We start from the raw sequence: 22,379 nt of genomic DNA, 5'->3' as shown, positions 1-22,379 counted from the left end.
GATGAGAACTAAAACGGAGGCGGCTCGTCTAGAGGCGACAAGCATACTAAACACCTAATTACAGGTAACTAAAAATAGGCTGGCTAAAGATATTCTTTAGCCAGCCTATTTTCCTCTTCATTTATTCAACCGCTGAAGGTTTCCGTTTTTATCCATTTGAAACTTCACCTTGTCTTCATTTCCTTGCAATAGAGCCATTTTCCTTGCTTTTTCAAAAATAGCTAATAATGACTTATGATCTTCTTCGAGGAGATTAAATTTTGCTTCGTATTCTTTCAACTCCTCTTCAACCTCTTGAAGCTTCTCTTTCAATAGAGAGATTTGTCCGTGCAGCTGAGTATTTTCATTTCTTATTTTTCCCTCATTTCGAACAGCTTCCTCTGCTTTTTGAAGATAATTTATCATGTTGCCCATTGAAAACACTTCCTGAACTTCATGCTCTGAGGAACTCTCAACTTGTTGTTTCGGCACTTCCTGCTTTTCTTCGTTTGCCTTAACGATTGGAGAATATTTCTTAGACTGCTTTCTCTGTTTTTTAGCAAGTTCGATTCCAGATTTATATTGTTTGCGAACAAATGAGTTCCAACGAAAGCCACAAGCTGCTGATGTTCTTGATAGTTTTCTTCCTACCTCTTCAAATGCTTGAAGCTGGGTACCGCCTTCTCGTATGTGACGTAATACCACCTCCGCTAACAACACATCTTCATCTTGACTCCATGCATCCTGTCTATTCGAAGACATTTCCATCCCCCCTGTAAGATCCAGTTTATCCATACATATGCTCTTACTAGAGAAGATAGAATAAGCACCACTATTTTTTTAAGCACACAAAAAGAAACAGGTAGTCGCTTATCACCTGTTCCTATTTGTTAAAGAATTTGTCCACTGCTTTGTGGTGCTCATCACTTGCCCAGAGCTTAGCACATTGCCTTATTTCCTTCATGATATTCTCTTCTATTCTTTTTTTATCCCATCTTTCAAGGAGTTGCTGCTTATATGCCTTCAATACCCCTTCTGATTTCAATGAGATCATTTTAATGAGGGGAATTTCATGGATTGGCATAATGTCATCAACTAACTCATCTACGAATCCTATATCATGAAGGAATTCTGTTTCTTCTATCCTCGCTGTCATCAGTAGTGAAAGCGCATTTGACACTGAAATCCTTTCAAGAAGTAAGGTTCCCCCTCCCCATCCAGTGGTAATGGCAAGATTCCCTTGGACGAACCCCATTTTCGCAGTTCTTTTAGCAATTCTAAAATCACATGCGGTTGCGATCTCACATCCGCCGCCAATTGCCGTTCCATTTATAAAGGCGATGGTTGGTTTCGGCAGAAAGGCAAGCCTCGTAATGAGTCCCCCCATTTTACTGAGCATTTCATAACTTTCACTCTCTGTCTTAAGGTTATGAAATTGAGTTAAATCCCCGCCGGAACAAAAAGCCCGATCACCAGTTCCCGTTAATAGGAGCGCTTTCACGTGATCATTATAAATACACTCATTTAAAGCTTTTTCAAGCCCCTCCATAATTTCATAGCTGACTGCATTCCGTTTCTCGGGGCGGTTGATGATAAACTGCAGTATTCCTTCTTTGTTCATATGTATTATATATTCTCCCAATTTTAGACCCCTCCTGTCTTACTTATAGTGTATGATTTTCTGTAAGGGATGAACAGGCATTTCTTAAAAATGACAATAAAAAAAGCGTGAAGAGCCATGGCCTCTTTCACGCTTTTTTCGATGTAAACAATATTATTTGTTTACAACTTCTTTACCTTTATACGTTCCGCACTCTTTACAAACACGGTGTGCTAGTTTCATTTCACCACAGTTTGGGCATGCTACCATACCAGGTACACGTAGTTTGAAGTGTGTACGACGTTGTCTTTTTGCTGTTTTAGATGTTCTTCTAAAAGGTACTGCCATTCTTCCCACCTCCTTAAAAGAGATTAATACTCATTATGAAGCCAGTCGAACTGGTACTTCGCTTTTAAGATTTCTTGTTTTGATCAAGAAGTTTTGCTAAGTCAGCGAGACGAGGATCAACTTTCTTCTCTTCCTCTTGCTCGACTTGATAAGCTTGTTCTTCCGTCAGTACTTCCCAGTTCTTACCAGAAGGCATCTCATCTTGTTCTCTCGCTTCATCACTGATTACTTGCATCGGAATCTCAAGTAATAGTAATTCTCTAATAGCAGGTTTTAAATCAATAACATCACCTTGAATACGATGTACTTCCTCTTCCTCATACTGATCATAATCAGCTTCATTTAGAAGATACGTTTCAATCGTTTTAATGTCAACTGGTAAATCAACATCCACAAGGGTTCTTGAGCAAGGTAATACTAACTTTCCTTCTATATGGAGATGGAAAGTGACGCGGTTTGAACCGATATCTGCCTTTCCAGACACTCGAATAGGTGAGACTTCTATAATTTGGGGATCGATTTCTTTCAATTCATCCAAATTAATCGTTTCTTCAATGGAAAGTCCCTTGTCTCTAAATTTTTGTAATTGTATTATTGACCATTTCAATGTAATCACCTCAAGGCAACAAAGGTAATTATAGCTTTCATAATACCGTTTGTCAATATTTTTTCTTTACACTCTTTACAACCATAGTGTTGTAATTATAACGTTTAAATATAAGGACTTTCAAATATTTTATAATATTAGTTATGAATATGTCATAAAAGGAGAGAATCTATATCATTCCTTATATAATGATCTATATAGCAGATAGTTTTGACTTAAAAAGGATGTGGAGAATTTCATGAAAGCAACAGGAGTAATAGTAGAGTATAATCCCTTTCATAATGGTCATTTACATCATTTAAGGGAAACGAGAAGAGCAACTGGTGCTGATATAGTGGTTGCGGTTATGAGTGGGCATTTCCTGCAGCGTGGAGAGCCTGCGCTGGTTTCTAAATGGTCCCGCACCAAAATGGCTTTAGAAGCAGGGATTGACATCGTGATTGAACTTCCCTATTGTTTTGCCACTCAGCATGCTGAAATTTTCTCGAGAGGAGCCATTTCACTCCTTGATTCCATAGGCTGCGAGAGTTTTTGTTTCGGCAGCGAGGATGGGGATATTGATACTTTCGAGAAAACGGTCGTATTCATTGAAGCAAATCGGGAGCGATACAATACATATATAAGTGGGTTTATCCAGGAAGGCATGAGCTATCCTTCCGCTCTTGCTAAAGCCTTTCAAACGTTAGGGAACGGAGAGTCCGTTATCGATTTAAGTAAACCGAATAATATACTTGGCTTTCATTATATGGAAGCGAGAAACCAGATTCACTCGTCACTAAAAGCGTACACCATTACAAGGGAAGCTGCGGGGTACCATGATCAACACTTCTCTTCTCCTTCAATTGCAAGTGCAACAAGCATAAGGAAAAATATATTCAGCAGCGAGGGTGAACATAAGATTGATTCTTATCTCCCGTCGACATCTGTTGATCAGTTAACTCAGTACCAACTCGAGTATGGAGGATTCCATCGCTGGGAAAATTATTGGACGATTTTGCAGTATAAGCTTCTTTCGTCGTCCAAAGAGGAACTGAAGGAGATATATGAAATAGAAGAAGGAATAGAAAATCGGATGATGGAGTGTGTTAAAACCTCGACTTCCTTTGAAGAATTCATGACGAAGCTTAAGACAAAGCGCTATACATGGACACGCCTTCAACGAATGCTCCTTCATATTCTAACGAATACACGCAAGGAAGAGATGCGTTGCAGACACATCTCTCCAAGCTATATCCGCTTGCTTGGAATGAATAAAAGGGGAAGGGAATTTCTCCATTCTAAGAAAAAAGGAATGCCCTTGCCTTTAATCAGTAAGCTTTCAAGCGCAAATCAAAACGATATAGAATTAGATGTCAGAGCCGCTGAAATATTTTCATTAGGTTTGAAAAATGCAGCAGCCCGAAAAAAATTGCATCATCAGGAATGGTCTCAACCACCTGTCATGATATAGAAATTGAAAGAGGCTGACCTAAGGCAGCCTCTTTGACTATTTTGCTAATGTTTGTAAAAATGCTAATGCTTCATCAAATGTTTTCACAGGTATTACCTTCATATCAGTACCAATGTCTTCAGCAGTTCTTTTGGCAGCAGTATAATTCGATTCAAGTTCAGGATACTTTTCTTTCATTTCTTTTGTAACGTTTTCATGTGGAGCAAGGAAATATTCTGCACCTTCTTTGTCAGCAGCAATGACCTTCTGCTCTATACCACCAATGCGTCCAACTTCCCCATTTTCGGAAATCGTCCCGGTCCCCGCAATAGAATGACCCTTCGTAATGTCATCCTTCGTTAGTTGATTATATATCTCCAAGCTAAACATCAATCCTGCGGATGGGCCACCAATCTCTTCAGTATCCAGTTCCACCGGCGGGTCGGTTTTGATTTCTTTATCGTCACTTAGCGTAATTCCAAGACCAACTTTATCCGGCATATCAGGGAAAGCCTCCAAGGAAATCGTTTCAACCATTTCTTCCTTATCACGAACGTAGGTAATCTTTACGCTATCCCCACTTTTCTTCTTACTGACATATTCAATGAATTCCTCCGAGGATTGAAATGTATTACCATCAACGGCAGTTATTCGATCACCAGGCATCAAGACTTCTTCTGCTGGCATGGATGGATAAATATTCAATACATATATACCTTTGTATGTGTATTCATAGGGTTTACCCGCTTTTTTAAAGGCCACTTCAATGGCATGATTTTGAGAGTCAGTCATAAGGTGCAATTGACGAAGATTATACTCCTCGTCACTTTCATGAGGACTTCTAATTTCCTCTACCGGAAAGATATATTCGTATTTTTTTAAGCTTGCCATAAGATAAGCATAGATATTTGCTCTTCCCATCCTAACGGTTGTAAGCATTAATTCACCTTCGTCCTCATAGCCATTCTTCACCTCTACGATCGGATCCAGTTCATGGGCTCCTCCCGGCTTCGTTACATAAAAGGGAAGATAATAAAAGGATGTTGCAACCATGATAATGGTCATGATGACTAAGGTTCTGATTAATGTTTTCGTTTTCATGCTTTTTACTCCTTCCAATTATCTAAAGCTTTCTGAATAGAAGGAATAACCTTCTTCGCCTCTTCCTCCCCCATATCGATAATTTCATCAATATTTTTAAAGGCTCTGGTGCTATACATTTCTACATGAGGTCTGATCATAAAGTCAGAAGCAAATTCACGGTGAGCGACGATTTCTAATTGAAGGATATCGATGCTTTGCATAATCACATCATAAATCGTTGTGATTTCAGCATTCCTTTTCACATGAGATACATCGACTCCGATGACGATATCAGCACCCATCTCTTTAACAACCGAAACGGGTACCCGGTCAATGACTCCTCCGTCCACTAGTAAGCGGCCGTTTATTCTTTCAGGTACAAATATACCGGGGATCGCAATGCTTGCCCGCACCGCACTTGAAACAGGTCCGGTCGTAAACACCACTTTTTCACCATTTGTAATATCTGTGGCAACAACACTTATGGGAATATTTAAATCTTCGATATTTTTATTATGTGTAAAAAGCTGAATGAATTCTTTTATCCTTTTACCCGAAATAAAGCCCATCTTCGGAACGGTAAAGTCTAAATAATATTTTCTTCTAAAGGTGGTGGAAAGTTTGTAAAGGTCTTCCATTTTATGCCCTACCCCATAAAAGCACCCCACAAGAGCACCCATACTGCTTCCTGCAATCATATCTATAGGGATCTTTGCATCATCAAATGCCTTTAACACCCCTAAATGTGCAAATCCTCTTGCGCCACCCGAGCCGAGGGCCAATCCAATTTTAGGTCTGTCCATGCCCTTCCCCCTTTTCCCGAGTTATCGGTACATTTCATCATATGGTCTATTTCAATTATGTATGAGTATATTGAATAATATGAGGACAAGTTGAATTAATCCCATTTTATCATTCTTTTCCCATTTCACAAGGAATTGATATAGAAGGAACTTATTTCAAAAGAGGGGGAAGTCCGGTTGTTCAAGTCGAAAATCAAAACCTTGGCTGTATCGATGAGCGTAACTTTATTTGCGGCATCTCTCATCATAATGCCGGGAGAATCTCTTGAGGCGTCCATACGGGGATTAGATATGTGGTGGGAGATCGTATTTCCCTCGTTATTGCCATTTTTCATCGTGTCTGAAATGTTGATTGGGTTTGGTGTAGTCAGATTTATCGGGGTCATACTAGAACCCTTGATGAGACCATTATTCCGGGTCCCTGGGGTCGGCGGGTTTGTGTGGGCAATGGGAATGGCATCAGGATTTCCATCGGGAGCCAAACTGACGGCCCGTCTTAGACAGGAAGAACAGATCACGAAATTGGAAGCGGAACGCCTTGTTTCCTTCACGAACTCTTCCAATCCTTTATTCATATTCGGAGCTGTGTCGGTTGGGTTCTTCCAAAATGCTACCCTCGGAATTGTTTTAGCCGCCGCTCATTATATTGGGAACATCTGTGTAGGTGTCGTCATGAGATTCTATGGTGGAAAAGAAAAGGAAGAATTGAGAAATCGGTCATCCGGGAAAAAAGGCTTTATCATACGGGAAGCCTTTTCTGCTCTTCATCGCACAAGACTGCAAGATAAGCGCCCTATAGGGAAACTTTTGGGAGATGCTGTCACCTCTTCCATTCAAACTTTACTGATGATCGGTGGTTTCATTATCTTATTTTCGGTCATTAATAAAATGCTTTATCATCTCCATATTACGACCTTTTTTGCAGAAGGCTTTTCAACTCTATTTATTCTGCTCCAATTACCAGAGCAATTAAGCATTCCTTTTATTTCAGGCTTGTTTGAAATCACATTAGGGTCAAAGCTGACAAGCGGAGTAAATGAAGCTACTCTGCTTCAGCAAGCCATTATTACAAGCTTTATATTGGGGTTCAGTGGATTCAGTGTCCAAGCTCAAGTGGCAAGTATATTAGCAGAAACTGATATTCGGTTCAAACCCTTTTTCTATGCCCGATTTGTTCATGGAATATCCGCGTCCATCACGACCATCATTATTTGGAAACCTATATATGAGAAATTTTCCGATGAGCAGCTATCCAATGCCATACCTGTATTCGCCATGAAAAATAATGCATTCTGGACGGAAATGCTGTATTGGTTTAAGACAGCAGGTCCAGTGATCACGATAATCAGTTTGATTCTCTATATAGTTCTGTATACAAGAAGACAAGTGCCTAAATAAAGAATGGGGTTGATCCCTTTGCCTATGACAATATACTTCTCACAACATGAGAATGGTAACGTCTACACACTTGGATCAACCTCATTTATTATTCAGGCTTATTTAAATCACTATATTTTTCCTTTAACGATTCTTCCACTCGTTTCGGCACTAATTCAGATATGTTGCCTCCATACTTAGCCACTTCTTTTACTATACTCGAGCTCAAGAAAGAATATTGATTATTCGTCATAATGAAGAACGTCTCGATATCATCTTCTAAAACCCTGTTCATTGACGTAATCTGCATCTCATATTCAAAGTCTGATACCGCACGTAAACCTCTAATGATTGCTTTCGCATTCACTTTCTTTGCGTAATCAACTAAGAGCCCTTGAAAAGAATCAACAACCACATTTGGAATGTCCCCTGTAACCTCACGAATCAATTCAATTCTTTCCTCTACAGAGAATAGTGGTTTTTTAGAAGAGTTATTTAAGACCACCACATAAATTTGATCAAAAACTTTCGCACCCCGTGTAATAATATCTAAATGTCCATATGTAATGGGATCAAAACTACCCGGACAAACTGCAATGCTCGTCATTATAGTACCCCCTAGCTATTTGTCGTTTCTTTCCTTCGTTCTCCTTGAAAAAATGGAAATTCTTATGATTCCATACGTTTCTTCCCTTACTTTCTCCAAGCCCCCGGCTCTATCTCCCAGTGTAATATCCGAGCCATGTTCACATATGACGTAACCGCTTTCATTTAGAAGATTGTGCTCGTCTATGAATTCCAGGAGTTGTTGAAGCTTCTGCTTTTTATAAGGAGGATCCAGGAATATATAATCAAAGGTTATCTCTCTTTTTAAAATGGCCTTTAACGCCCTCGTTGCTTCGTTCCTATACACTTCGCTTTGCTCCACTAGGTCACAATCCTGGAGGTTTGCCTTAATGGTTTGAAATGCTTTTGCATCACGGTCCACGAAAATCACAGAATCAAGACCACGACTCAGGGCTTCTATTCCGAGTCCACCGCTTCCTGCAAATAAATCCAATCCTGTCCCCCCTTCAAAATAGGGACCTAACATATTAAATATAGACTCTTTTACCTTATCTGTTGTCGGCCGTGTACCACTGCCAGGAACAGCTTTCAACGGCCTACCTTTTAACGTACCTGATATTACTCTCATAATCATCCACCATATATGTATTTTTTCTTCACTATCCTATCATATCTCGACAGATATCGCTACATACTGAAATTGTTCCAAAACATGTATAAAATCATTTTGATAGGTGATAATGGAAGTAACAGCATCCTAACTGATGTTGTTGCCAACCGCGGAGAAGACTTACGATTCCCCATAAGTTCTTCCTCCGGTTTCTCCTCTCCCTTTGCCTTCTTTCCAGAAATGGATATAGAAGGACCCTGCAGAAAGTTCTGCAGGGCTTTTTACTTTCTTTCATCATCTCTAGTGGAAACTTCCTCCTTCATCACTTCCACCTTGAACAATTTCTCGAACCAGTGAACATCCATATAAATGGAACCCCCAATCGTTTGGACGGGATTCGTTAATAAGCCGTAATTTTCTTCATTATAAATAAAATAATCTTCATTCACATAAAATCTGAATGTATTTCCATTCAACGATGTGAAAAATACGTTTGGCTCTATCTCTTTAATGTCCAGCCCCAAAGCCTTCACTGCTTGTGGAAATTGAATAAGTTCTTTCTGTTTATACGAAATATAAGACAAGTTATGTGTTTTTTTGTTGATGAGTACAGGATTATTGGTTTTAAGAATCATTGGGACATTCTCTTTTCCTTTTACACTTTCAGTAAAAAATATAGAGTCAAAGCCTGTAACTTTTCCTAAAATCATATCTAATTTTGTTGCATCCACCGATTTGGACTTGTACTCTTCCATCTTCCGTTTAAATGTATCCAATTGGGAAGAGGTCAGTCCTTCCATTACTTCTTTGTAGGCCCATGCAGATTTTGAAGTGTGCGGTTGTTTTTCCAAAAGGATGCTAACGATAAATTCTTTAAGCCAAGCCTCTTCATCAGTGGAAAAATACTGTTGATACAGTAAGCTCCCTTTCAGTTCATTCATCAGCCCTTTTTCCGCTGTGTTCCTCACAATCAAATATGGCGAATCATAGGGCTCTATTTTGTTCGTGATGATAGCGGTAACAAATCCTTCAAAGGAGCCTAGGGAGACTGCCTCAACCTCTTTTATGTCGGTCCTGTCGTATAGCATTCTCACTGTAGATGACGCTTTCTCCATCAACCGATCTCCTGTCCAATATAATGCGGAAGGCTCACCCCGACCAATGAAAGAATAATAATCGATATAATTCTTTTTTTTATGGCTGGAAGATTTATAACCTGCTACCCATTTTCCACTCCTCAAGCTCTTTTCTGTTATGTGAATATCTGTATTTAACGTTTCAATAGAAGAAAGTGCAGGGTGCCAATCTTTCACTAACATACCTTTTGTTTTAGTCGGCTGCTCGAATGAATAGGTAATCGTGATCTCCTTAAGATCTTTATAGAGATTACTTAATTGGAATTTCCCGTGTTCTTTCGTTAAACAATTTTCCCCTCTGTCATTTACACATGAAAAATCCCTTGCATCACTTGGCCATTCTATTGTTATTTGTTTAGGGATTGGTGATGAGAAATGAAGGGTTTGTGTAACAAAGAATGTGTTTTCTTCATGCGTGATGGAATAATATTGATTTACCTTTACAGTCCCAGACTCTTCGGCACTTTCTGTTCTGAATCCCATCCATTGAAAGAAAAGAATGCTTGAACTAATCAAAATCATAAGTAGACCAAATGTAAATAGGATGCGTTTCATACTATACTCCTTAACTTCGGCTGTTACTAATAAGATAGCAGATTCCGGCAGCTAACGGTGGAATATTTTTAGATTATTTCCAATCATTTAACCAAAATCCAGATCTTTACTATCTGCGGAAAAAGATGAATGGTTTAAATGATCTGCAAGCATTTGATCCCATTCACTTTTATCCACCAAGCCATTACTTAGAAGAGTTTCTTGTAAATCTTGAAGAGTAGATTCCTGCAATTCATCCTCCTCTACCAGAGATAGAATTCCGTGAGCCGCCAGTGTAGACAATATTGCTGTCACGATAAAAGAATCACTATTCTTTATTTCAATTTCTTTTGTTTCATATCTCCCGCCAATAACATACAAACATGATAATCCCAGGACGATAAATAGAAATAACCATATCATCACGATCACCCCTATAAGTTATTTTGAATCTTTACTTATCACTATATGTTTGAAATAATAAGGAATTGATAAACTCGGTAAGAAAAGGAGATTGAATCAATGATTCAACGTTTTATTGAATTAGGAGAAGGATATTCAGATATTTATGAACTAATGGAGCTTGCAAAAGCCAATAAAGAGCGATTACAGCATATGATGGCATTTCATACTATTGTAAAGGATCGGGCCGTATCATCCCTTGCTCTTGTGATGAAACCTACTGAACAGGGCAAATTCCAAGCAATCTACGTGTGCCGGGAAGGAATCCCAAATCCGAATATTACACCAAACCAGCGCTACTCCCTTTTTGAAGAAACGGCAGAGAAATTAGACAGGGTCATCATCCAAATGGATGTAAAACCCTCCACTCTCTATCCGGAAAAAGCATTGTACTATCAGCACCTGATCGCGATACTGCGATTAAATCATTATATACTGCCTTTACAATAAAGGATGTTTATCGTGCAGCTTTTTGTAAGGGAGCTTTTATCCCTAAGAAAAAAGCTGCCAAAACAACACTCTTTGGCAGCAAACATTAAAACCCCATTTTGTAATCATATTCCTTTGCCTTATCCGGGCGGGAATTTTCAAAAACAGACTTTATAAATGGCTTATGAGAAGGATCTACCTTTTTTACGTAGGAATAGGCAGCTATTCTTTCCATAACCGTGTCGATTTCATCCTGATTACAATAAAGTACAACATATTTCATTTTCTTCGAAACATAGTGAACATTCCCAAATCGCCTCAGGGACTTGGCATGTTTCAAACTATGTAACCAAACAACTAAACCTTGTCTTTGCGTTAACATATAGTTTCCCCTCTAGGAATCACTTTTTTATAAGTCTAGCACAAAAATATGGGAATTAGCAATACGAAAAGCGGAGGCGGCTTGGGCAGGCCCGACAAGCACAACTGGGAAATCCCAAAAGGCGCTTTTTGCCTTATGGGATTTTTCAGTTGTGACCTCGAGGGACTAGCCATACGAAAAGCGGAGGGGCTTTGCTCAGAGGCGACAAGCATAAGACGAACATACCGGAAAGGCGTCCTTTACCTTTTTGGTATGTTTAACTTATGATCTCGAGCCTCTAAGCCCTGGAGCTGGACAATACGAAAAGCGGAGGCGGCTTGGGCAGGCCCGTGGAGCATATCTATCGACCGGACAATATGCACACTTTTATTCAAAATTGGGTAAAGTGGATACTATATACTTAGGATATGAACGGGGGGCCACCATGGACTTGAATGTGATTTGGAACTTTTTTATCGATCAACTTCGACAAGAGGACGGGATTGAAGATGCGCATGTGAAATGGAGCGCAGGCATCCCATTTATCTATATACGATCCAAGAAAGAGAAAAGTGACATCGAGTACTCCATTAAAAAATGGTCGGCTAGAGCGATGCGAGGAAAGAGACTGCATTCTGATACGATTTTCTTTAGGGAAGAAAAATCATTGTATGTATATCGGCATCGGTTCTATGTCCCCCAGGAAAAAATGTTTTGCTGTGGGAACCTCTGCGTGGATTGTGTTCGGTTAAGACAGTAAGGAAGAAGTATTAATCTCCACAAAATGAAAAGAAGAGCAGACATATCGTCCGCTCTTCTTTTCATATGATTAGGCTGAACAACCGCAGCTTCCGCCAGATCCGCAGCCTCCCCCGCAGGATCCTCCGCTTGAGAAGAAAGGATTCCCTGAAGGAACCTTTACATTTTTAGACACGGAATGTCCGATTAACAGACTCACTTGATCAAGCAGATCTTGCAGCTCGTTTTCCACTCTTCTGAACTCCGCTACATTCTCATCAAGGTCCATTTCTCTTTTCACTTCACGGATTTCTTTCATGATGGTTTTGTAATCCGGGTGGTAACGACCGAAGCGTTGAACTTCTTCGTAACTTTCTTTCATTCGCGAAAAGGTTTGTACTTTTCGTTGAGTTTCAGAATTGTTGCGAAGTTTATATAAAGACTTACGATAATTTTCTGCCACATCAGATTCTAAAATCAACTGAGATAATTCGTCAGCTGAATCCAATATTTCCATTCTTTCTATAGTAGCAAGCATAACGCTCACCTCCGTAACGATATTTTAACACGTTTCACGTAAGGAAGCGAATATGCAAATTGAATTTTTTGGATTTACCCACTTTATCCAATGATGTATTAACCCAAATATAATACCGCCGTAAAAAACTTTTTTCACGACGGACATTTAAAAACCATTATTATTGAATCGTCACATAAAACTGCTTTTTCATCCCTAAAGGTTTGTTATTCGTCCCTACTATTTCAACGTTGAGAAGATGCACACCTTTCGGTAATCCTTTTACAACAAAGGCGGCTGTATGATACTCCTTATACAAATTGCCGGTATTTGAACGAACGACGATCTTTCCTTTTTTCGCTCCGCTTTTTTCTGATGTGAATGTTACATTGGGAACGATACATTCAATATACACTTGACTTCCTTGTACCATGTGTTTGATGGAAAGAGGTTTTTGCTCAGATTTCGCAGCTTCAACTTTTTTAGTGAAAGTAAAGCTTTCCGGTTCAGGCATTTTTTCCTTACAGCCGCTTAAAAAAATAAGTAACGCAATGGATAGAAAAATGATTTTCTTCATCGTGTACACCACTCCTTACTAATAGCCTTGCCCAACCGTTTCGCATTTTACTCAACATTTTTTTGTGACTTCCTCACAAAAAAATAGTGCCTCAACTATCGGCACTATTCATTGATTGGAACATACTGATCATCATGGAGGCCATTTGGACTCCGTTCGAGAATTTTTGTACTCGATGAGGAATCGTTTTTTGAAAATGGTTAATCGACGCAATTTCGAATTTCTCTAATTCATTTGGATTTCGAGAAAGTGTCCGATACCACTGCGGCTGATCTCTTAAAAATAATTTCAGATCTTCTTTGGCATAAATATACTCAATAATGTCTGCTCGCATCTTTATTCACCCTCCTAATCTTTCCGGAATGAAAATGGATGGGAGGGTTTAGATGGTGTTTCAGTTTTGGTTGCTGTCCCTGATCCTCTATTGTTATTTGACTGAAATTGACTAAGTACTCCTTGAACTGCTCCCAAGGCTTCACTTATGCTGTTAATATGTTGCTGCAATTGATTAGCGTCCATTTTTTTCACCATATCTCCAACTTGATCCATCCAGCCGCTTTTACTTCCTTGGTTGGTTGCGGTTGATTCTTTCGCGGCTTCGTCTTTATACTTATTCCACCTTGTATCATCTTCCCCCAGTAAGTACCAGTCTTCAAAGAGATCCTGCCAATTGGCATCACCATTACGCACATCTTTCACAATTTTCGGGTGTTTTCTCACAAATCCTTTAAACTCTTTTACCTTAGGGTGTAGTGATTTACCCATTATATGAACACCTCCATTACAGGCATCTACCTACTACACTTTATGAAAGATTCAAAAGAATGGTGATACATTCCTTTTTGTAGTAAAATTTACATGTATATTAACGTTGATTTTACAGTTTCCAATGAATGTTTTGGCTGTGAATAAAGAAAAGGATGTATGAAAATGAAAGAACAGGTACAACAGTTGTTTGATGAATGTCTTTCAGGAGCATCGGATGAGGAACTTCTAATCTTGAAGCAGCTTCTCGAAGGAGTTAAACGTAAGAAAGACAATGAAAATGGATCGATCATAGGCGGAATATTTGCCATGGACCGCGAAGTGATAAACGGTAATTTTGAAATAAGTATTCCGATCACGCCAGTTACACATAATTCACTGCAGATCGTTCATGGAGGAGTCACCGCTACTTTAGTGGACTCCGCTATGGGCACATTAGCCAATATGATGCTTCCTGAAGAATTTGGAGCTGTAACGACAAATTTAAACGTTCACTACTTGGCACCAGGTATAGGAGATCGTTTAACTGCTCATGCTACTGTGGTTCATCAGGGAAGCAAGACAATTGTAGTGAACGGGAAAGTTATCAGTTCAGAAGGTAAGATTGTTGCTCATTCTACCGGGTCGTTTTTTATTTTCAAAAAGAAACAGTAGAAGGGCTTTTTTCAATAAGAAAAGGTTGACTCCCCATACTTCTTAGGGAATCAACCTTTTTATTCTTTGTCTTCAAATTTCTCTATAAAGTTTTGTGTGTAGTACCTTTTATATACCCCGACGCCAAGATGGGTGAATTGTTGTTCCAGTAAAATCTTTCGATGGCCTTCCGAATTCAGCCAGCCATGAACGGCTTCTGGAGCGTCCGTGTACTGGGAAGCGATGTTTTCCCCTGCAGTCTTGAACATAACATTTTCACTTTCCAGACGCTCGGATAGGTTTCCGAAGGTTGGTGAATCATGCGAGAAATAATCTTCTTCATACATTTCTTGACTATGTCCTCTTGCTACCATTGCCGTTTCTTCATCCCATTTTAGTATATCTGCTTCGAATTGATGCCTGATCACATTTGTAATATCAAAGATCTGCTGTTCGCTGGCGCTATTTACTTTATCCCATTCATCCTCGCTTGGTTGTTGTTCCTCTGCCAATTCCCCTCGATACATCATTTCATATGGATGCATCTCGATCAAAGTTTGACTATCAAGAAAGCGGATACTCGTTAGCCTACCTGTGAATTTGTCCAGATAAAGCTGGGCATAAATATTTCCAAGGGTTACGAGAAGCCGGGTATTCAGGTCTTCTTCATTTAATTCAAACTGATAAGCACCTGATTCGTCATTTACAACGATTTCGGAATCGACAATGGTAAAACGGTAAATGTCTTCTAAACGTTGTCCCAATTTATAAGGCGCCACATCCACCTGATCCCCAATGGCAAACAACGTAACGACTTTATGGTTGTTAACGCCCATTTGTATGTACTGTTTATCCGATATCGGGTAGATCCACCATTCATACCCGTAGGAGCTTGGTTCAATCCGCTCTGGTTCTCCAAAAGCTTCAGTTACCTTTTTCGTATCTTTGCCAATCCAAGTTGATAAACCCGATGCGGGTCGTTCACCCGGAGCTTCGATTGATTGATTTAATTGGTTTTCGTTGTCTTCTTTAAGAGTTTGGGTTTCTGGGCCTTTAAGAGGCTCATTTTCTTGTTTTTGACCTTGATAAATACCAATAAATAAAATAATGACAAGAATGATCAAAATACGCAAAACAGTTCTCAGAAAATTTCCCTCCTCTCTACTTTCTCTATCAGGATATGCCTCAAATACTAGAATTATTATACCATTGTTTATGATTCTAAAACTTCAGTCTAGTATAAAGGATAGCATATTTTCCTCCCTTCTAAAACAAATGAATCTCGATGGGGAAAGGTTTCTGAACCAAATAAAATAGAGATGATCCTATATAGATCATCTCCTCGAGATTAAAACGGCTTATTTCTGAAGTTTGATTCGGATATATTTTCTAACGCAACGTAGGCCTGCCTGCCCAGAGACTCCCTTATAGCAAAATCACCTAAAGATACCATACCGATCAATTGATCTCCCTCGACAACTGGAAGTCTTCGGATCTGATTCTCAGCCATGATGTGGGCCGCTTCTGATGCTTCGGTCTCGGGTCCTATCGTTATTAGGTGTTTACTCATGATATCTTCAACTTTTGAAGAAGCGGGATGTTTTTCGGCAATACAGCGGAGGACGATATCCCTGTCTGTCATCATCCCCACAATCCTATCACCATCCACGATGGGAATGGATCCTACATTGTATTCTTTCATTTTTAAAGCAACCTCATACACATTGTCCAGTAACGAACAAGTTTCAATGTCTTTTGTCATCATGTCCCTGATTTTTGTCATTTGGATCCTCCTCATACGTTCCGAATTACTTCCTATATTTTTCACTTTCTCCTGCAGGATATTCACATTTTATTAAAATGACAAATTCAAATGATTGAAGACATTGCAAGATAAAGGTTTTTCCACTATTATTAAGAATGAGAAATACCGCATTTAGTATCATTGTACATACACCGATATAAATGCTTCTACCATAGGAAAAGCATCAGGGCTCGAAAGTCCTCATGCCGGACAATATAGGAGGGAATTTTTTATGCGTTTTGAAGGAACTGAATTTGAAAGCTTAAAAGTGGACTTAAACCGATTAGACGAGATTATGGAATCTCACGGACTTGTTCGTGCAGGTCAATGGGATTATGAAAGAGTGACGTACGATCGTAAATTTGAAATCAGGGAAGGTATTTTCTATTTGCGAATTCAAGGTCTTGCAGTTGAGGGAGATATCGGAAAGCATGACGCCGTTATTCAACTAATGACTCCATTATTAGGAAAACATTACTATCCACACGGTATAGAATACGGTGAAGGTGAAGAATTCCCTAAACATCTGGTCACTTCTTGTGAAAAACTTATTGCAGATGTCAAAAAAGAAGCAACGAACTTCGCTTGGTAATATCTGATTATGATTAGACTGTCTATCTTCAGACAGTCTTTTTCTTTGTCTTATTAGATTGGACCTATACTTCAATCTCCCCTATTCAACATTCGATAGAACATGTATTTAAGCAGAAGAAAATCCTTTAAAATTTCATTTTCTTCCTACTGTTCATTCTTCTCATTCTCTCATATAATAATAGTACTAGGTTTCTGTTAGAAAGGGGTACACCATTGTCCAAGTTTTTCACAAAAAAAGTTTTAATGATCACACTTATCATCTTAATACTGGCTATAGTTGCTTATTTTATATTACCTGTTTCAGTCCCCTTGATTACTGCGATTATTACAGCACTTTTCCTGGAGCCTGCCGTTAGCTTTATACAAAATCGTTTCTCTGCTAAACGTCGAATGGCTGTACTTTCTGTTTTTATATTGTTCCTACTTCTAATAAGCGTTTCCTCGTTCTTCGTTACTACGAAAGTCGTTGGTGAAGGTATTAAGCTGATTGAAGATGCACCGAAATATGTAAACCAATTAAGCGATATTTGGCTTGATTATGAGGACAGGCTGTTGAATGCGACAGAGGATCTTCCTGATGAACTAGTGAGAAGCTTCAGTGAAGACGTACAAAACTTCTTAAATAGTGGAAAGACGAAGATTCTTAACTCTGTCAATATTGAAAAGATAAGTGTGTTTTTATCTTATATACCCAATTACTTAGTGAGTTTTCTCGTTTACTTAATTGCTCTCTTTCTTTTCATGTTGGATTTACCACGAATCAAGAAATCCATTTATGGTCATTTGACAGAAAGAACAGCAGAGAAAGTGGCGTTTATGACTTCCCGACTCACCTATGTTATTTTTGGATTCTTTAAAGCGCAATTCCTGGTGAGTATCATCATCTTTGTCGTTTCCTTAATTGGACTTCTATTCATTGCTCCCGAGGTTGCGATCGTGATGTCGATTATCATATGGGTGATTGATTTTATTCCTTTGATAGGATCAATCGTCGTTTTGGCACCATGGGCTATTTTCCATCTGTTGACAGAAAATATCGCATTAGGAACTCAACTAGCAGTATTAGCAGCCATTCTCCTTATTATAAGAAGAACGGTAGAGCCTAAAGTGATGGGAACCCATATTGGTTTATCCCCGCTTGCTACATTAATCGCCATGTACCTCGGCCTAAAACTCTTTGGTGTATTGGGCTTTATAATCGGTCCGCTCATCCTTATCGTGTTTAATTCGGCTAAAGAGGCAGGTATTATAAAAACGAATTTCAAGTTATGAAAAGAGACCAATTCCTATTTGTAGGGAATTGGTCTTTTTGACTTTATTTTCTCTTAAAAGAAATCATAAAAGAATGGATGATTCCCCTGGGATAAGGATTGGAGCTTATGAAGGTCCTCCTCCACAGCCTGAAGTTTTCCCATTTGGAGCAGTTCCTCTGGAGTATGCACTCCAAAGATTAATGCTGTGAAAGCTTTAATGTCCAGCGAAATCGGTGCCTCAATCTTTTCACCAACCATCACTTCACTTTTATTAAGAACAAAAGTGCTGTTATTCCAAGCCGCTGTCGAATCCGTAATGGAGAATTCAAGATGATACGGAAAATCGATTTCTTTTACATATCTATTCAAGAAGTTTTCTACATCGACGATTCTTGCCATGAAGTATGGGTGCTTCTCAACTTTAATTCTTGGGTCCTTCAACATATAGGGTAACACCTCACATGGGTTCAATATAAGCTCAGCTTCTTTCACCATTGAGTCATGCTGACAAATGAAGTTCCATAAACTAATTCTTGCATCACTTGTCAGTGGAACAAACTCTTCAACCTTCATCTTATCCTTTTTCACTTCATAAGTAAGGTACCCGGTTGCTTCCCCTGCATCGCTATAGTATATCGCTATCCACAGATCGGTGATGCTCCTTTCCCTCCACCAATTTTTTGAACGTACCAGCATTCCATTATGCTGCTCCGCATAGCGATCATAAATCGATTCCAATTCCTTAGGATATGTATCCTTCTTAAATCTCCTGATTAGACCATTGTAAGGCTTTAATGGTACAAGATCCTTCTTCTCAAGCTGTACCTTGTGGAAAGATGCAAATACTTCCCATCCAAATTTCCGATAGAAATCAATAGAAAATGGATGAAGCATTGATAGGACTGTGCCATCTTCCTTCATCTTTAGTAATGAATGATCTATTAATTGACGCACATACCCTCTTCTCCTAAACTCCGGATAGGTAGCGACTCCGGCAATACCTCCCATCGGATACACATGTTTACCCAGCTGTATTTCCAACGGGATCAAATGAAGCTTCGCCGCTAATTTCTCTTCTTCATGTATTCCATACACAGTATGAACTTTAGTCTGTTGAAGGCGTCTGTTTCTGTCTTCACTTGGTACTACATATTGAAACGCATATTCGGATAACTGTAAGGATTCTTCAAACTGCCCGTAGTTTAATTTTGTAATCATTATCTATCTGCTCCCTTCTACTATTTCTATATTCGACGGGGCTTCTACCATTCCCTTTAGTAAATCACCATTTATAGTCAAAGGCTCTTCTCACAAAGATTGTTGTTTTTAACATAAGGTCTGCTTTGGCTCTGTCAATCAGTGTGTGCTGTGGATGGTGAGGGGAACTGCTTCGCTTCCGGGGTCTCGGCAAGCCCATACTTCCGCAGGAGTCTACGCAGTTCCCCTCACCATCTTTAAAAGTTTTTTCGTGACAGAGCTAAAAGGTGTTAAAAACAATCTAATTTGAAGACAGAATTCCTCTTCAATGGGACATTACTTCTACTCACCTTAAAAGAGGTTGATTGCTAAAAGCTTTTGATTTTATTTATTTCTTTTAAAGAAACATGCTCAGAAAGTTGATTCTCGCTGCAGGTGCTCGACTCCTGCGGGAATAGCTGGACAGTACGAAAAGCGGAGGGGCTTTGCACAGGAGCGACAAGCATAAGTTGAGTCTGCTGAAAAGGCGCTTTTTGCCTTTTTGGCAGTCTTGGCTTATGACCTCGAGCCCCTAAGCCCCGTAGCTGGACAGGTGAGACCCCGGAGGCTTGCCGAGGAGGCTCAACGCCAGCCCCGCGGAAAGCGAGCATCCTGGAGAGGAAATCAACTACTACTTTCTTCTTTAAGATAGCCACAAGCTTTTCTAAAAGAGCCTAGTCAAAAGAAAAAACCTATTATGTGATTCATCACATAATAGGTTTTTCTTTAATATCCGAGTATTGCCCGGATGACAGAAGTTGTTTCTCCGCCTTTATAGAATACGTAAAGGAGAAGATACACAGCGACTCCTGTAATAGCCGTAAAGAACCAGATAAAACTCGTAATCGGCCCCAGCTTACGGTGCCTTGCTAAACGGTCCTTATAGCCCGTCCACAAGCTCATCAGGCCAAATACTGCCCCGGTTGTGGCCAATGTTATATGGAAAACCAGGAAAATCGTATAATAAATCTTGATGCTATCGGGACCGCCAAAGGACGTGTTTCCAACAAAAATCGTTCTGCTCATATAAATGATGAAAAAGATAAGCGCAAAAATACCTGCAAGTGTCATGGTTTTCTGATGTTGCTCAATCCTTCTCTGTTTAATCTGCCACCAGCCAATCGCAACTGTGACTGCACTTAACACGATAAAGCTGGTACTAATTGTAGGTAAAATAGGTAAACCCATCTCTGTTCCTCTCTTTTCTAAAGATAATATGCTATGTAAGTAGAGGAATGACGTTCATCATCCCCTCATTCGTTACTGTTCTGTCAATTTAGGCTCAACGGGATCATAGGAGAGCTTTTCTTGTTTCTCCTGATCTTTGCGATACCATTGAAAAAACAGGTTGAACAGCATAACTCCAAATACAATCTCCTGAACAATCTTCATGATCACTCCGCCAAGCTGCTGATCATTTTGTGTAGACATATCGGTAAATAACTCCGGCCCCGTCAGCGTCAACCCTTCCAGAGTATTAACGGGCACACATAGTGCCAACGCTTTAAGAAACTCCTGTGGATCATAATAAGGGGCATATAAAGGATTCTCGGCAAAAATAATCAAACCGCATGCCGGAGTCAATAAGACTGCACTCCCAAGTATATATCCAATACGCTTGAGCCCGCTTAAATCAATATCGTCATCCACAGGGTTTAGTAAAGGCCACCACATAAATAAGGATAACAAGAATAGAATGATGGTTGCCAAACCGTGAAGAGTAGCATCAGTTCTGACATTATCAAATACTAAAGGGATATGATAAATCGAAAAGATGATATTGAAAGATAGTAAAGAGATCAATGGTTTTGTCATAAATTTAAATACTTGCTTGACTACAGGTAATTCGACTATAGCTTTCCAAACCCATTTAGGAATCCCTAATACGAGCAGAGGAGTGACCACTAAATATAGTAACGCCATCTGAGTCATATGAGCAGAAAATAAAATGGTACTCATTATCTCCACCGGCGATCCCTTAATTCCATATAATAGAACCATTGCTAGAATAAAATAAGTGGCTTCTTTGCGAGTCAATTTTTTACTTTCTTTAAAACTGTCTCTCCATTTGACAGTGACCAAGAAATACACGACCGTTATAAATGCTAAAGCCAAGAAAAAAAACGGGCTCCATAAAGCCATAAAACCAAAAATACCTAAAGGCATTTGCTCACCTCATTTCACATTTAACACCTATACCCATTATACTGACAACCCTCCCCCACTTCAACGAAAGGTAATGACAAGTTCTTGACAATTAGAAAAGCGGAGCCGACTGGTCAGGCCCGACAAGCACAACTGGGAAATCCCAAAAGGCGTCTTTTGCCTTATGGGATTTTTCAGTTGTGACCTCGAAGGACTAGGAGGCGTAGCTGACAATTAGAAAAGCGAAGGGGCTTTGCACAGAGGCGACAAGCATAAGACGAACATACCGGAAAGGCGCTCTTTGCCTTTTTGGTATGTTTGACTTATGACCTCGAGCCTCTAAGCCCTGGAGCTGGACAATTCGAAAAGCATAGCCAACTGGTCTGGCCCGACAAGCATATTGGGAAAACCCAAACTCTACACAAAAAAGCCAGCCATCCGGCTGACTTTTTTCTTTAGATCCATACAATCGTTACAAATGCTAACACTGTGATAAATGCAACAAGTGCACCAGAGTACAGGAATAATGCAGGAGCTTCATGACCTTTATGACTCATATGCATAAAGTAATAAAGTTGAAAAATTAGTTGAACGACTGCAAGTAAGAGGATGAAAGGTACAATAAAGTACTTATCAAAATCTCCTGCCACTGCAATAAACGCCACCAATGTTAAAAAAATCATTAACATGAAGGATGTAACCTGCATTCTCATGTCTTCTGCATTTTTTTTACGACGATATTCGTAATCTACACTTGGGTTACCTGAATTTGATTGTTGATTCGCCATCAGT

Annotated in this window: 28 protein-coding genes; 7 read left to right on the top strand and 21 right to left on the bottom strand. The window is 39.4% G+C overall.

The annotated features are described in order from the left end of the window. Positions 1-117: 117 nt before the first annotated feature. The 4 genes from AC6CIB_RS20760 to AC6CIB_RS20745 all read right to left on the bottom strand — a co-directional run bounded on the left by AC6CIB_RS20760 (position 118) and on the right by AC6CIB_RS20745 (position 2,534). Positions 118-741, bottom strand: coding sequence for an RsfA family transcriptional regulator (locus tag AC6CIB_RS20760; protein WP_498283924.1), 624 nt, complete (start codon positions 739-741; stop codon positions 118-120). 121 nt (positions 742-862) lie between these two features. Further along, positions 863-1,621 carry an enoyl-CoA hydratase/isomerase family protein gene (locus AC6CIB_RS20755; RefSeq protein WP_498283922.1) on the bottom strand — a complete coding sequence of 253 codons (759 nt, stop codon included), beginning with the start codon at positions 1,619-1,621 and terminating at the stop codon, positions 863-865. A gap of 132 nt (positions 1,622-1,753) precedes the next feature. Next, positions 1,754-1,927, bottom strand: a complete 174-nt coding sequence (gene rpmF / locus AC6CIB_RS20750) for a 50S ribosomal protein L32 (RefSeq protein ID WP_044337494.1) — start codon at positions 1,925-1,927, stop codon at positions 1,754-1,756. A gap of 64 nt (positions 1,928-1,991) precedes the next feature. Next, positions 1,992-2,534, bottom strand: a complete 543-nt coding sequence (locus tag AC6CIB_RS20745; protein WP_498283920.1) for a YceD family protein — start codon at positions 2,532-2,534, stop codon at positions 1,992-1,994. A gap of 238 nt (positions 2,535-2,772) precedes the next feature. Between AC6CIB_RS20745 and AC6CIB_RS20740 the strand changes: the two genes are divergently transcribed. Then, entirely contained in the window at positions 2,773-3,984 is a 1,212-nt protein-coding gene (locus AC6CIB_RS20740) for a nucleotidyltransferase (protein ID WP_498283918.1), read from the top strand. A gap of 36 nt (positions 3,985-4,020) precedes the next feature. Here the strand turns inward: AC6CIB_RS20740 and AC6CIB_RS20735 are convergent, their stop codons facing one another. After that, positions 4,021-5,064, bottom strand: coding sequence for a SepM family pheromone-processing serine protease (locus AC6CIB_RS20735; RefSeq protein ID WP_498283916.1), 1,044 nt, complete (start codon positions 5,062-5,064; stop codon positions 4,021-4,023). A gap of 5 nt (positions 5,065-5,069) precedes the next feature. Next, on the bottom strand, positions 5,070-5,849 hold the full coding sequence (locus AC6CIB_RS20730; RefSeq protein ID WP_498283914.1) for a patatin-like phospholipase family protein: 780 nt from the start codon (positions 5,847-5,849) through the stop codon (positions 5,070-5,072). Between the two features lie 177 nt (positions 5,850-6,026). Here AC6CIB_RS20730 and spoVV point away from each other — a divergent pair, with 177 nt between their 5' ends. Beyond that, on the top strand, positions 6,027-7,247 hold the full coding sequence (gene spoVV / locus AC6CIB_RS20725; RefSeq protein ID WP_498283912.1) for a dipicolinic acid transporter SpoVV: 1,221 nt from the start codon (positions 6,027-6,029) through the stop codon (positions 7,245-7,247). 88 nt (positions 7,248-7,335) lie between these two features. On the opposite strand, the gene coaD is transcribed toward spoVV, so the two are convergent. The 4 genes from coaD to AC6CIB_RS20705 form a co-directional block, all read right to left on the bottom strand. Further along, the gene (gene coaD, locus AC6CIB_RS20720) at positions 7,336-7,833 is read right to left on the bottom strand and encodes a pantetheine-phosphate adenylyltransferase (RefSeq protein ID WP_149155417.1); all 498 of its coding nucleotides are present in this window, start codon (positions 7,831-7,833) and stop codon (positions 7,336-7,338) included. 15 nt (positions 7,834-7,848) lie between these two features. Continuing rightward, a complete protein-coding gene (gene rsmD / locus AC6CIB_RS20715; protein ID WP_498283910.1) occupies positions 7,849-8,421 on the bottom strand; it encodes a 16S rRNA (guanine(966)-N(2))-methyltransferase RsmD in 573 nt (190 codons plus the stop codon). Positions 8,422-8,684: 263 nt separating this feature from the next. Continuing rightward, positions 8,685-10,094 carry a hypothetical protein gene (locus AC6CIB_RS20710; RefSeq protein WP_498283908.1) on the bottom strand — a complete coding sequence of 470 codons (1,410 nt, stop codon included), beginning with the start codon at positions 10,092-10,094 and terminating at the stop codon, positions 8,685-8,687. Between the two features lie 87 nt (positions 10,095-10,181). Continuing rightward, positions 10,182-10,496 (bottom strand): hypothetical protein, encoded by a 315-nt coding sequence (locus AC6CIB_RS20705; RefSeq protein WP_498283906.1) that lies wholly within the window; start codon positions 10,494-10,496, stop codon positions 10,182-10,184. 99 nt (positions 10,497-10,595) lie between these two features. Here AC6CIB_RS20705 and AC6CIB_RS20700 point away from each other — a divergent pair, with 99 nt between their 5' ends. Further along, positions 10,596-10,985: a DUF7147 family protein gene (locus tag AC6CIB_RS20700; protein ID WP_498283904.1), complete on the top strand. Its 390-nt coding sequence runs from the start codon at positions 10,596-10,598 to the stop codon at positions 10,983-10,985. 85 nt (positions 10,986-11,070) lie between these two features. Here AC6CIB_RS20700 and AC6CIB_RS20695 read toward each other — a convergent pair whose 3' ends face one another. Then, positions 11,071-11,346, bottom strand: a complete 276-nt coding sequence (locus AC6CIB_RS20695) for a YlbG family protein (protein WP_498283902.1) — start codon at positions 11,344-11,346, stop codon at positions 11,071-11,073. A 424-nt stretch (positions 11,347-11,770) separates the two neighbouring features. On the opposite strand from AC6CIB_RS20695, the gene AC6CIB_RS20690 reads away from it, so the two are divergent. After that, positions 11,771-12,085, top strand: coding sequence for a hypothetical protein (locus AC6CIB_RS20690; protein WP_498283900.1), 315 nt, complete (start codon positions 11,771-11,773; stop codon positions 12,083-12,085). 69 nt (positions 12,086-12,154) lie between these two features. On the opposite strand, the gene AC6CIB_RS20685 is transcribed toward AC6CIB_RS20690, so the two are convergent. The 4 genes from AC6CIB_RS20685 to AC6CIB_RS20670 form a co-directional block, all read right to left on the bottom strand. Beyond that, positions 12,155-12,601, bottom strand: coding sequence for a YlbF/YmcA family competence regulator (locus tag AC6CIB_RS20685; protein ID WP_498283898.1), 447 nt, complete (start codon positions 12,599-12,601; stop codon positions 12,155-12,157). A gap of 160 nt (positions 12,602-12,761) precedes the next feature. Beyond that, positions 12,762-13,157: a hypothetical protein gene (locus AC6CIB_RS20680; protein WP_498283896.1), complete on the bottom strand. Its 396-nt coding sequence runs from the start codon at positions 13,155-13,157 to the stop codon at positions 12,762-12,764. 91 nt (positions 13,158-13,248) lie between these two features. Next, positions 13,249-13,491 carry a YlbE-like family protein gene (locus AC6CIB_RS20675; protein WP_044337507.1) on the bottom strand — a complete coding sequence of 81 codons (243 nt, stop codon included), beginning with the start codon at positions 13,489-13,491 and terminating at the stop codon, positions 13,249-13,251. Positions 13,492-13,505: 14 nt separating this feature from the next. After that, the gene (locus AC6CIB_RS20670; RefSeq protein WP_498283894.1) at positions 13,506-13,922 is read right to left on the bottom strand and encodes a YlbD family protein; all 417 of its coding nucleotides are present in this window, start codon (positions 13,920-13,922) and stop codon (positions 13,506-13,508) included. A gap of 165 nt (positions 13,923-14,087) precedes the next feature. Here AC6CIB_RS20670 and AC6CIB_RS20665 point away from each other — a divergent pair, with 165 nt between their 5' ends. Continuing rightward, a complete protein-coding gene (locus AC6CIB_RS20665) occupies positions 14,088-14,576 on the top strand; it encodes a PaaI family thioesterase (protein WP_498283892.1) in 489 nt (162 codons plus the stop codon). A 59-nt stretch (positions 14,577-14,635) separates the two neighbouring features. On the opposite strand, the gene AC6CIB_RS20660 is transcribed toward AC6CIB_RS20665, so the two are convergent. Together AC6CIB_RS20660 and AC6CIB_RS20655 are read right to left on the bottom strand one after the other, a co-directional pair. Then, complete coding sequence (locus AC6CIB_RS20660; RefSeq protein WP_498283890.1) at positions 14,636-15,688, bottom strand: CAP domain-containing protein; 1,053 nt, start codon at positions 15,686-15,688, stop codon at positions 14,636-14,638. A gap of 215 nt (positions 15,689-15,903) precedes the next feature. After that, on the bottom strand, positions 15,904-16,338 hold the full coding sequence (locus AC6CIB_RS20655; RefSeq protein ID WP_498283888.1) for a CBS domain-containing protein: 435 nt from the start codon (positions 16,336-16,338) through the stop codon (positions 15,904-15,906). 253 nt (positions 16,339-16,591) lie between these two features. Between AC6CIB_RS20655 and AC6CIB_RS20650 the strand changes: the two genes are divergently transcribed. Continuing rightward, entirely contained in the window at positions 16,592-16,951 is a 360-nt protein-coding gene (locus AC6CIB_RS20650; RefSeq protein WP_148968627.1) for a YugN family protein, read from the top strand. 215 nt (positions 16,952-17,166) lie between these two features. Then, entirely contained in the window at positions 17,167-18,225 is a 1,059-nt protein-coding gene (gene ytvI / locus AC6CIB_RS20645) for a sporulation integral membrane protein YtvI (RefSeq protein ID WP_498283886.1), read from the top strand. A gap of 53 nt (positions 18,226-18,278) precedes the next feature. On the opposite strand, the gene AC6CIB_RS20640 is transcribed toward ytvI, so the two are convergent. The 4 genes from AC6CIB_RS20640 to ctaF form a co-directional block, all read right to left on the bottom strand. Then, entirely contained in the window at positions 18,279-19,424 is a 1,146-nt protein-coding gene (locus AC6CIB_RS20640) for a GNAT family N-acetyltransferase (protein WP_498283884.1), read from the bottom strand. Positions 19,425-20,168: 744 nt separating this feature from the next. After that, positions 20,169-20,630, bottom strand: coding sequence for a DUF420 domain-containing protein (locus tag AC6CIB_RS20635; RefSeq protein ID WP_498283882.1), 462 nt, complete (start codon positions 20,628-20,630; stop codon positions 20,169-20,171). A 72-nt stretch (positions 20,631-20,702) separates the two neighbouring features. Continuing rightward, a complete protein-coding gene (ctaG, locus tag AC6CIB_RS20630) occupies positions 20,703-21,608 on the bottom strand; it encodes a cytochrome c oxidase assembly factor CtaG (RefSeq protein WP_498283880.1) in 906 nt (301 codons plus the stop codon). 434 nt (positions 21,609-22,042) lie between these two features. Further along, the gene (gene ctaF / locus AC6CIB_RS20625; protein WP_044337517.1) at positions 22,043-22,375 is read right to left on the bottom strand and encodes a cytochrome c oxidase subunit IVB; all 333 of its coding nucleotides are present in this window, start codon (positions 22,373-22,375) and stop codon (positions 22,043-22,045) included. Between the last annotated feature and the right edge of the window lie 4 nt (positions 22,376-22,379).

The sequence above is a fragment of the Rossellomorea sp. GQ25 genome (genome assembly GCF_059758515.1).
This window is presented reverse-complemented; position numbering and strand designations above follow the sequence as displayed.

Excerpts from the sequence above, each read along its gene's own strand:
- AC6CIB_RS20640 (WP_498283884.1), bottom strand. The coding sequence starts at position 19,424 with ATGATTACAAAATTAAACTACGGGCAGTTTGAAGAATCCTTACAGTTA.
- AC6CIB_RS20695 (WP_498283902.1), bottom strand. The coding sequence starts at position 11,346 with ATGTTAACGCAAAGACAAGGTTTAGTTGTTTGGTTACATAGTTTGAAA.
- AC6CIB_RS20740 (WP_498283918.1), top strand. The coding sequence starts at position 2,773 with ATGAAAGCAACAGGAGTAATAGTAGAGTATAATCCCTTTCATAATGGT.
- AC6CIB_RS20710 (WP_498283908.1), bottom strand. The coding sequence starts at position 10,094 with ATGAAACGCATCCTATTTACATTTGGTCTACTTATGATTTTGATTAGT.
- AC6CIB_RS20690 (WP_498283900.1), top strand. The coding sequence starts at position 11,771 with ATGGACTTGAATGTGATTTGGAACTTTTTTATCGATCAACTTCGACAA.
- rsmD (WP_498283910.1), bottom strand. The coding sequence starts at position 8,421 with ATGAGAGTAATATCAGGTACGTTAAAAGGTAGGCCGTTGAAAGCTGTT.
- ctaF (WP_044337517.1), bottom strand. The coding sequence starts at position 22,375 with ATGGCGAATCAACAATCAAATTCAGGTAACCCAAGTGTAGATTACGAA.
- rpmF (WP_044337494.1), bottom strand. The coding sequence starts at position 1,927 with ATGGCAGTACCTTTTAGAAGAACATCTAAAACAGCAAAAAGACAACGT.
- AC6CIB_RS20700 (WP_498283904.1), top strand. The coding sequence starts at position 10,596 with ATGATTCAACGTTTTATTGAATTAGGAGAAGGATATTCAGATATTTAT.
- AC6CIB_RS20655 (WP_498283888.1), bottom strand. The coding sequence starts at position 16,338 with ATGACAAAAATCAGGGACATGATGACAAAAGACATTGAAACTTGTTCG.
- AC6CIB_RS20650 (WP_148968627.1), top strand. The coding sequence starts at position 16,592 with ATGCGTTTTGAAGGAACTGAATTTGAAAGCTTAAAAGTGGACTTAAAC.
- AC6CIB_RS20705 (WP_498283906.1), bottom strand. The coding sequence starts at position 10,496 with ATGATATGGTTATTTCTATTTATCGTCCTGGGATTATCATGTTTGTAT.
- coaD (WP_149155417.1), bottom strand. The coding sequence starts at position 7,833 with ATGACGAGCATTGCAGTTTGTCCGGGTAGTTTTGATCCCATTACATAT.
- AC6CIB_RS20680 (WP_498283896.1), bottom strand. The coding sequence starts at position 13,157 with ATGAAGAAAATCATTTTTCTATCCATTGCGTTACTTATTTTTTTAAGC.
- AC6CIB_RS20760 (WP_498283924.1), bottom strand. The coding sequence starts at position 741 with ATGTCTTCGAATAGACAGGATGCATGGAGTCAAGATGAAGATGTGTTG.
- AC6CIB_RS20685 (WP_498283898.1), bottom strand. The coding sequence starts at position 12,601 with ATGCTTGCTACTATAGAAAGAATGGAAATATTGGATTCAGCTGACGAA.
- AC6CIB_RS20735 (WP_498283916.1), bottom strand. The coding sequence starts at position 5,064 with ATGAAAACGAAAACATTAATCAGAACCTTAGTCATCATGACCATTATC.
- ctaG (WP_498283880.1), bottom strand. The coding sequence starts at position 21,608 with ATGCCTTTAGGTATTTTTGGTTTTATGGCTTTATGGAGCCCGTTTTTT.
- AC6CIB_RS20730 (WP_498283914.1), bottom strand. The coding sequence starts at position 5,849 with ATGGACAGACCTAAAATTGGATTGGCCCTCGGCTCGGGTGGCGCAAGA.
- AC6CIB_RS20670 (WP_498283894.1), bottom strand. The coding sequence starts at position 13,922 with ATGGGTAAATCACTACACCCTAAGGTAAAAGAGTTTAAAGGATTTGTG.
- AC6CIB_RS20675 (WP_044337507.1), bottom strand. The coding sequence starts at position 13,491 with ATGCGAGCAGACATTATTGAGTATATTTATGCCAAAGAAGATCTGAAA.
- AC6CIB_RS20665 (WP_498283892.1), top strand. The coding sequence starts at position 14,088 with ATGAAAGAACAGGTACAACAGTTGTTTGATGAATGTCTTTCAGGAGCA.
- AC6CIB_RS20635 (WP_498283882.1), bottom strand. The coding sequence starts at position 20,630 with ATGGGTTTACCTATTTTACCTACAATTAGTACCAGCTTTATCGTGTTA.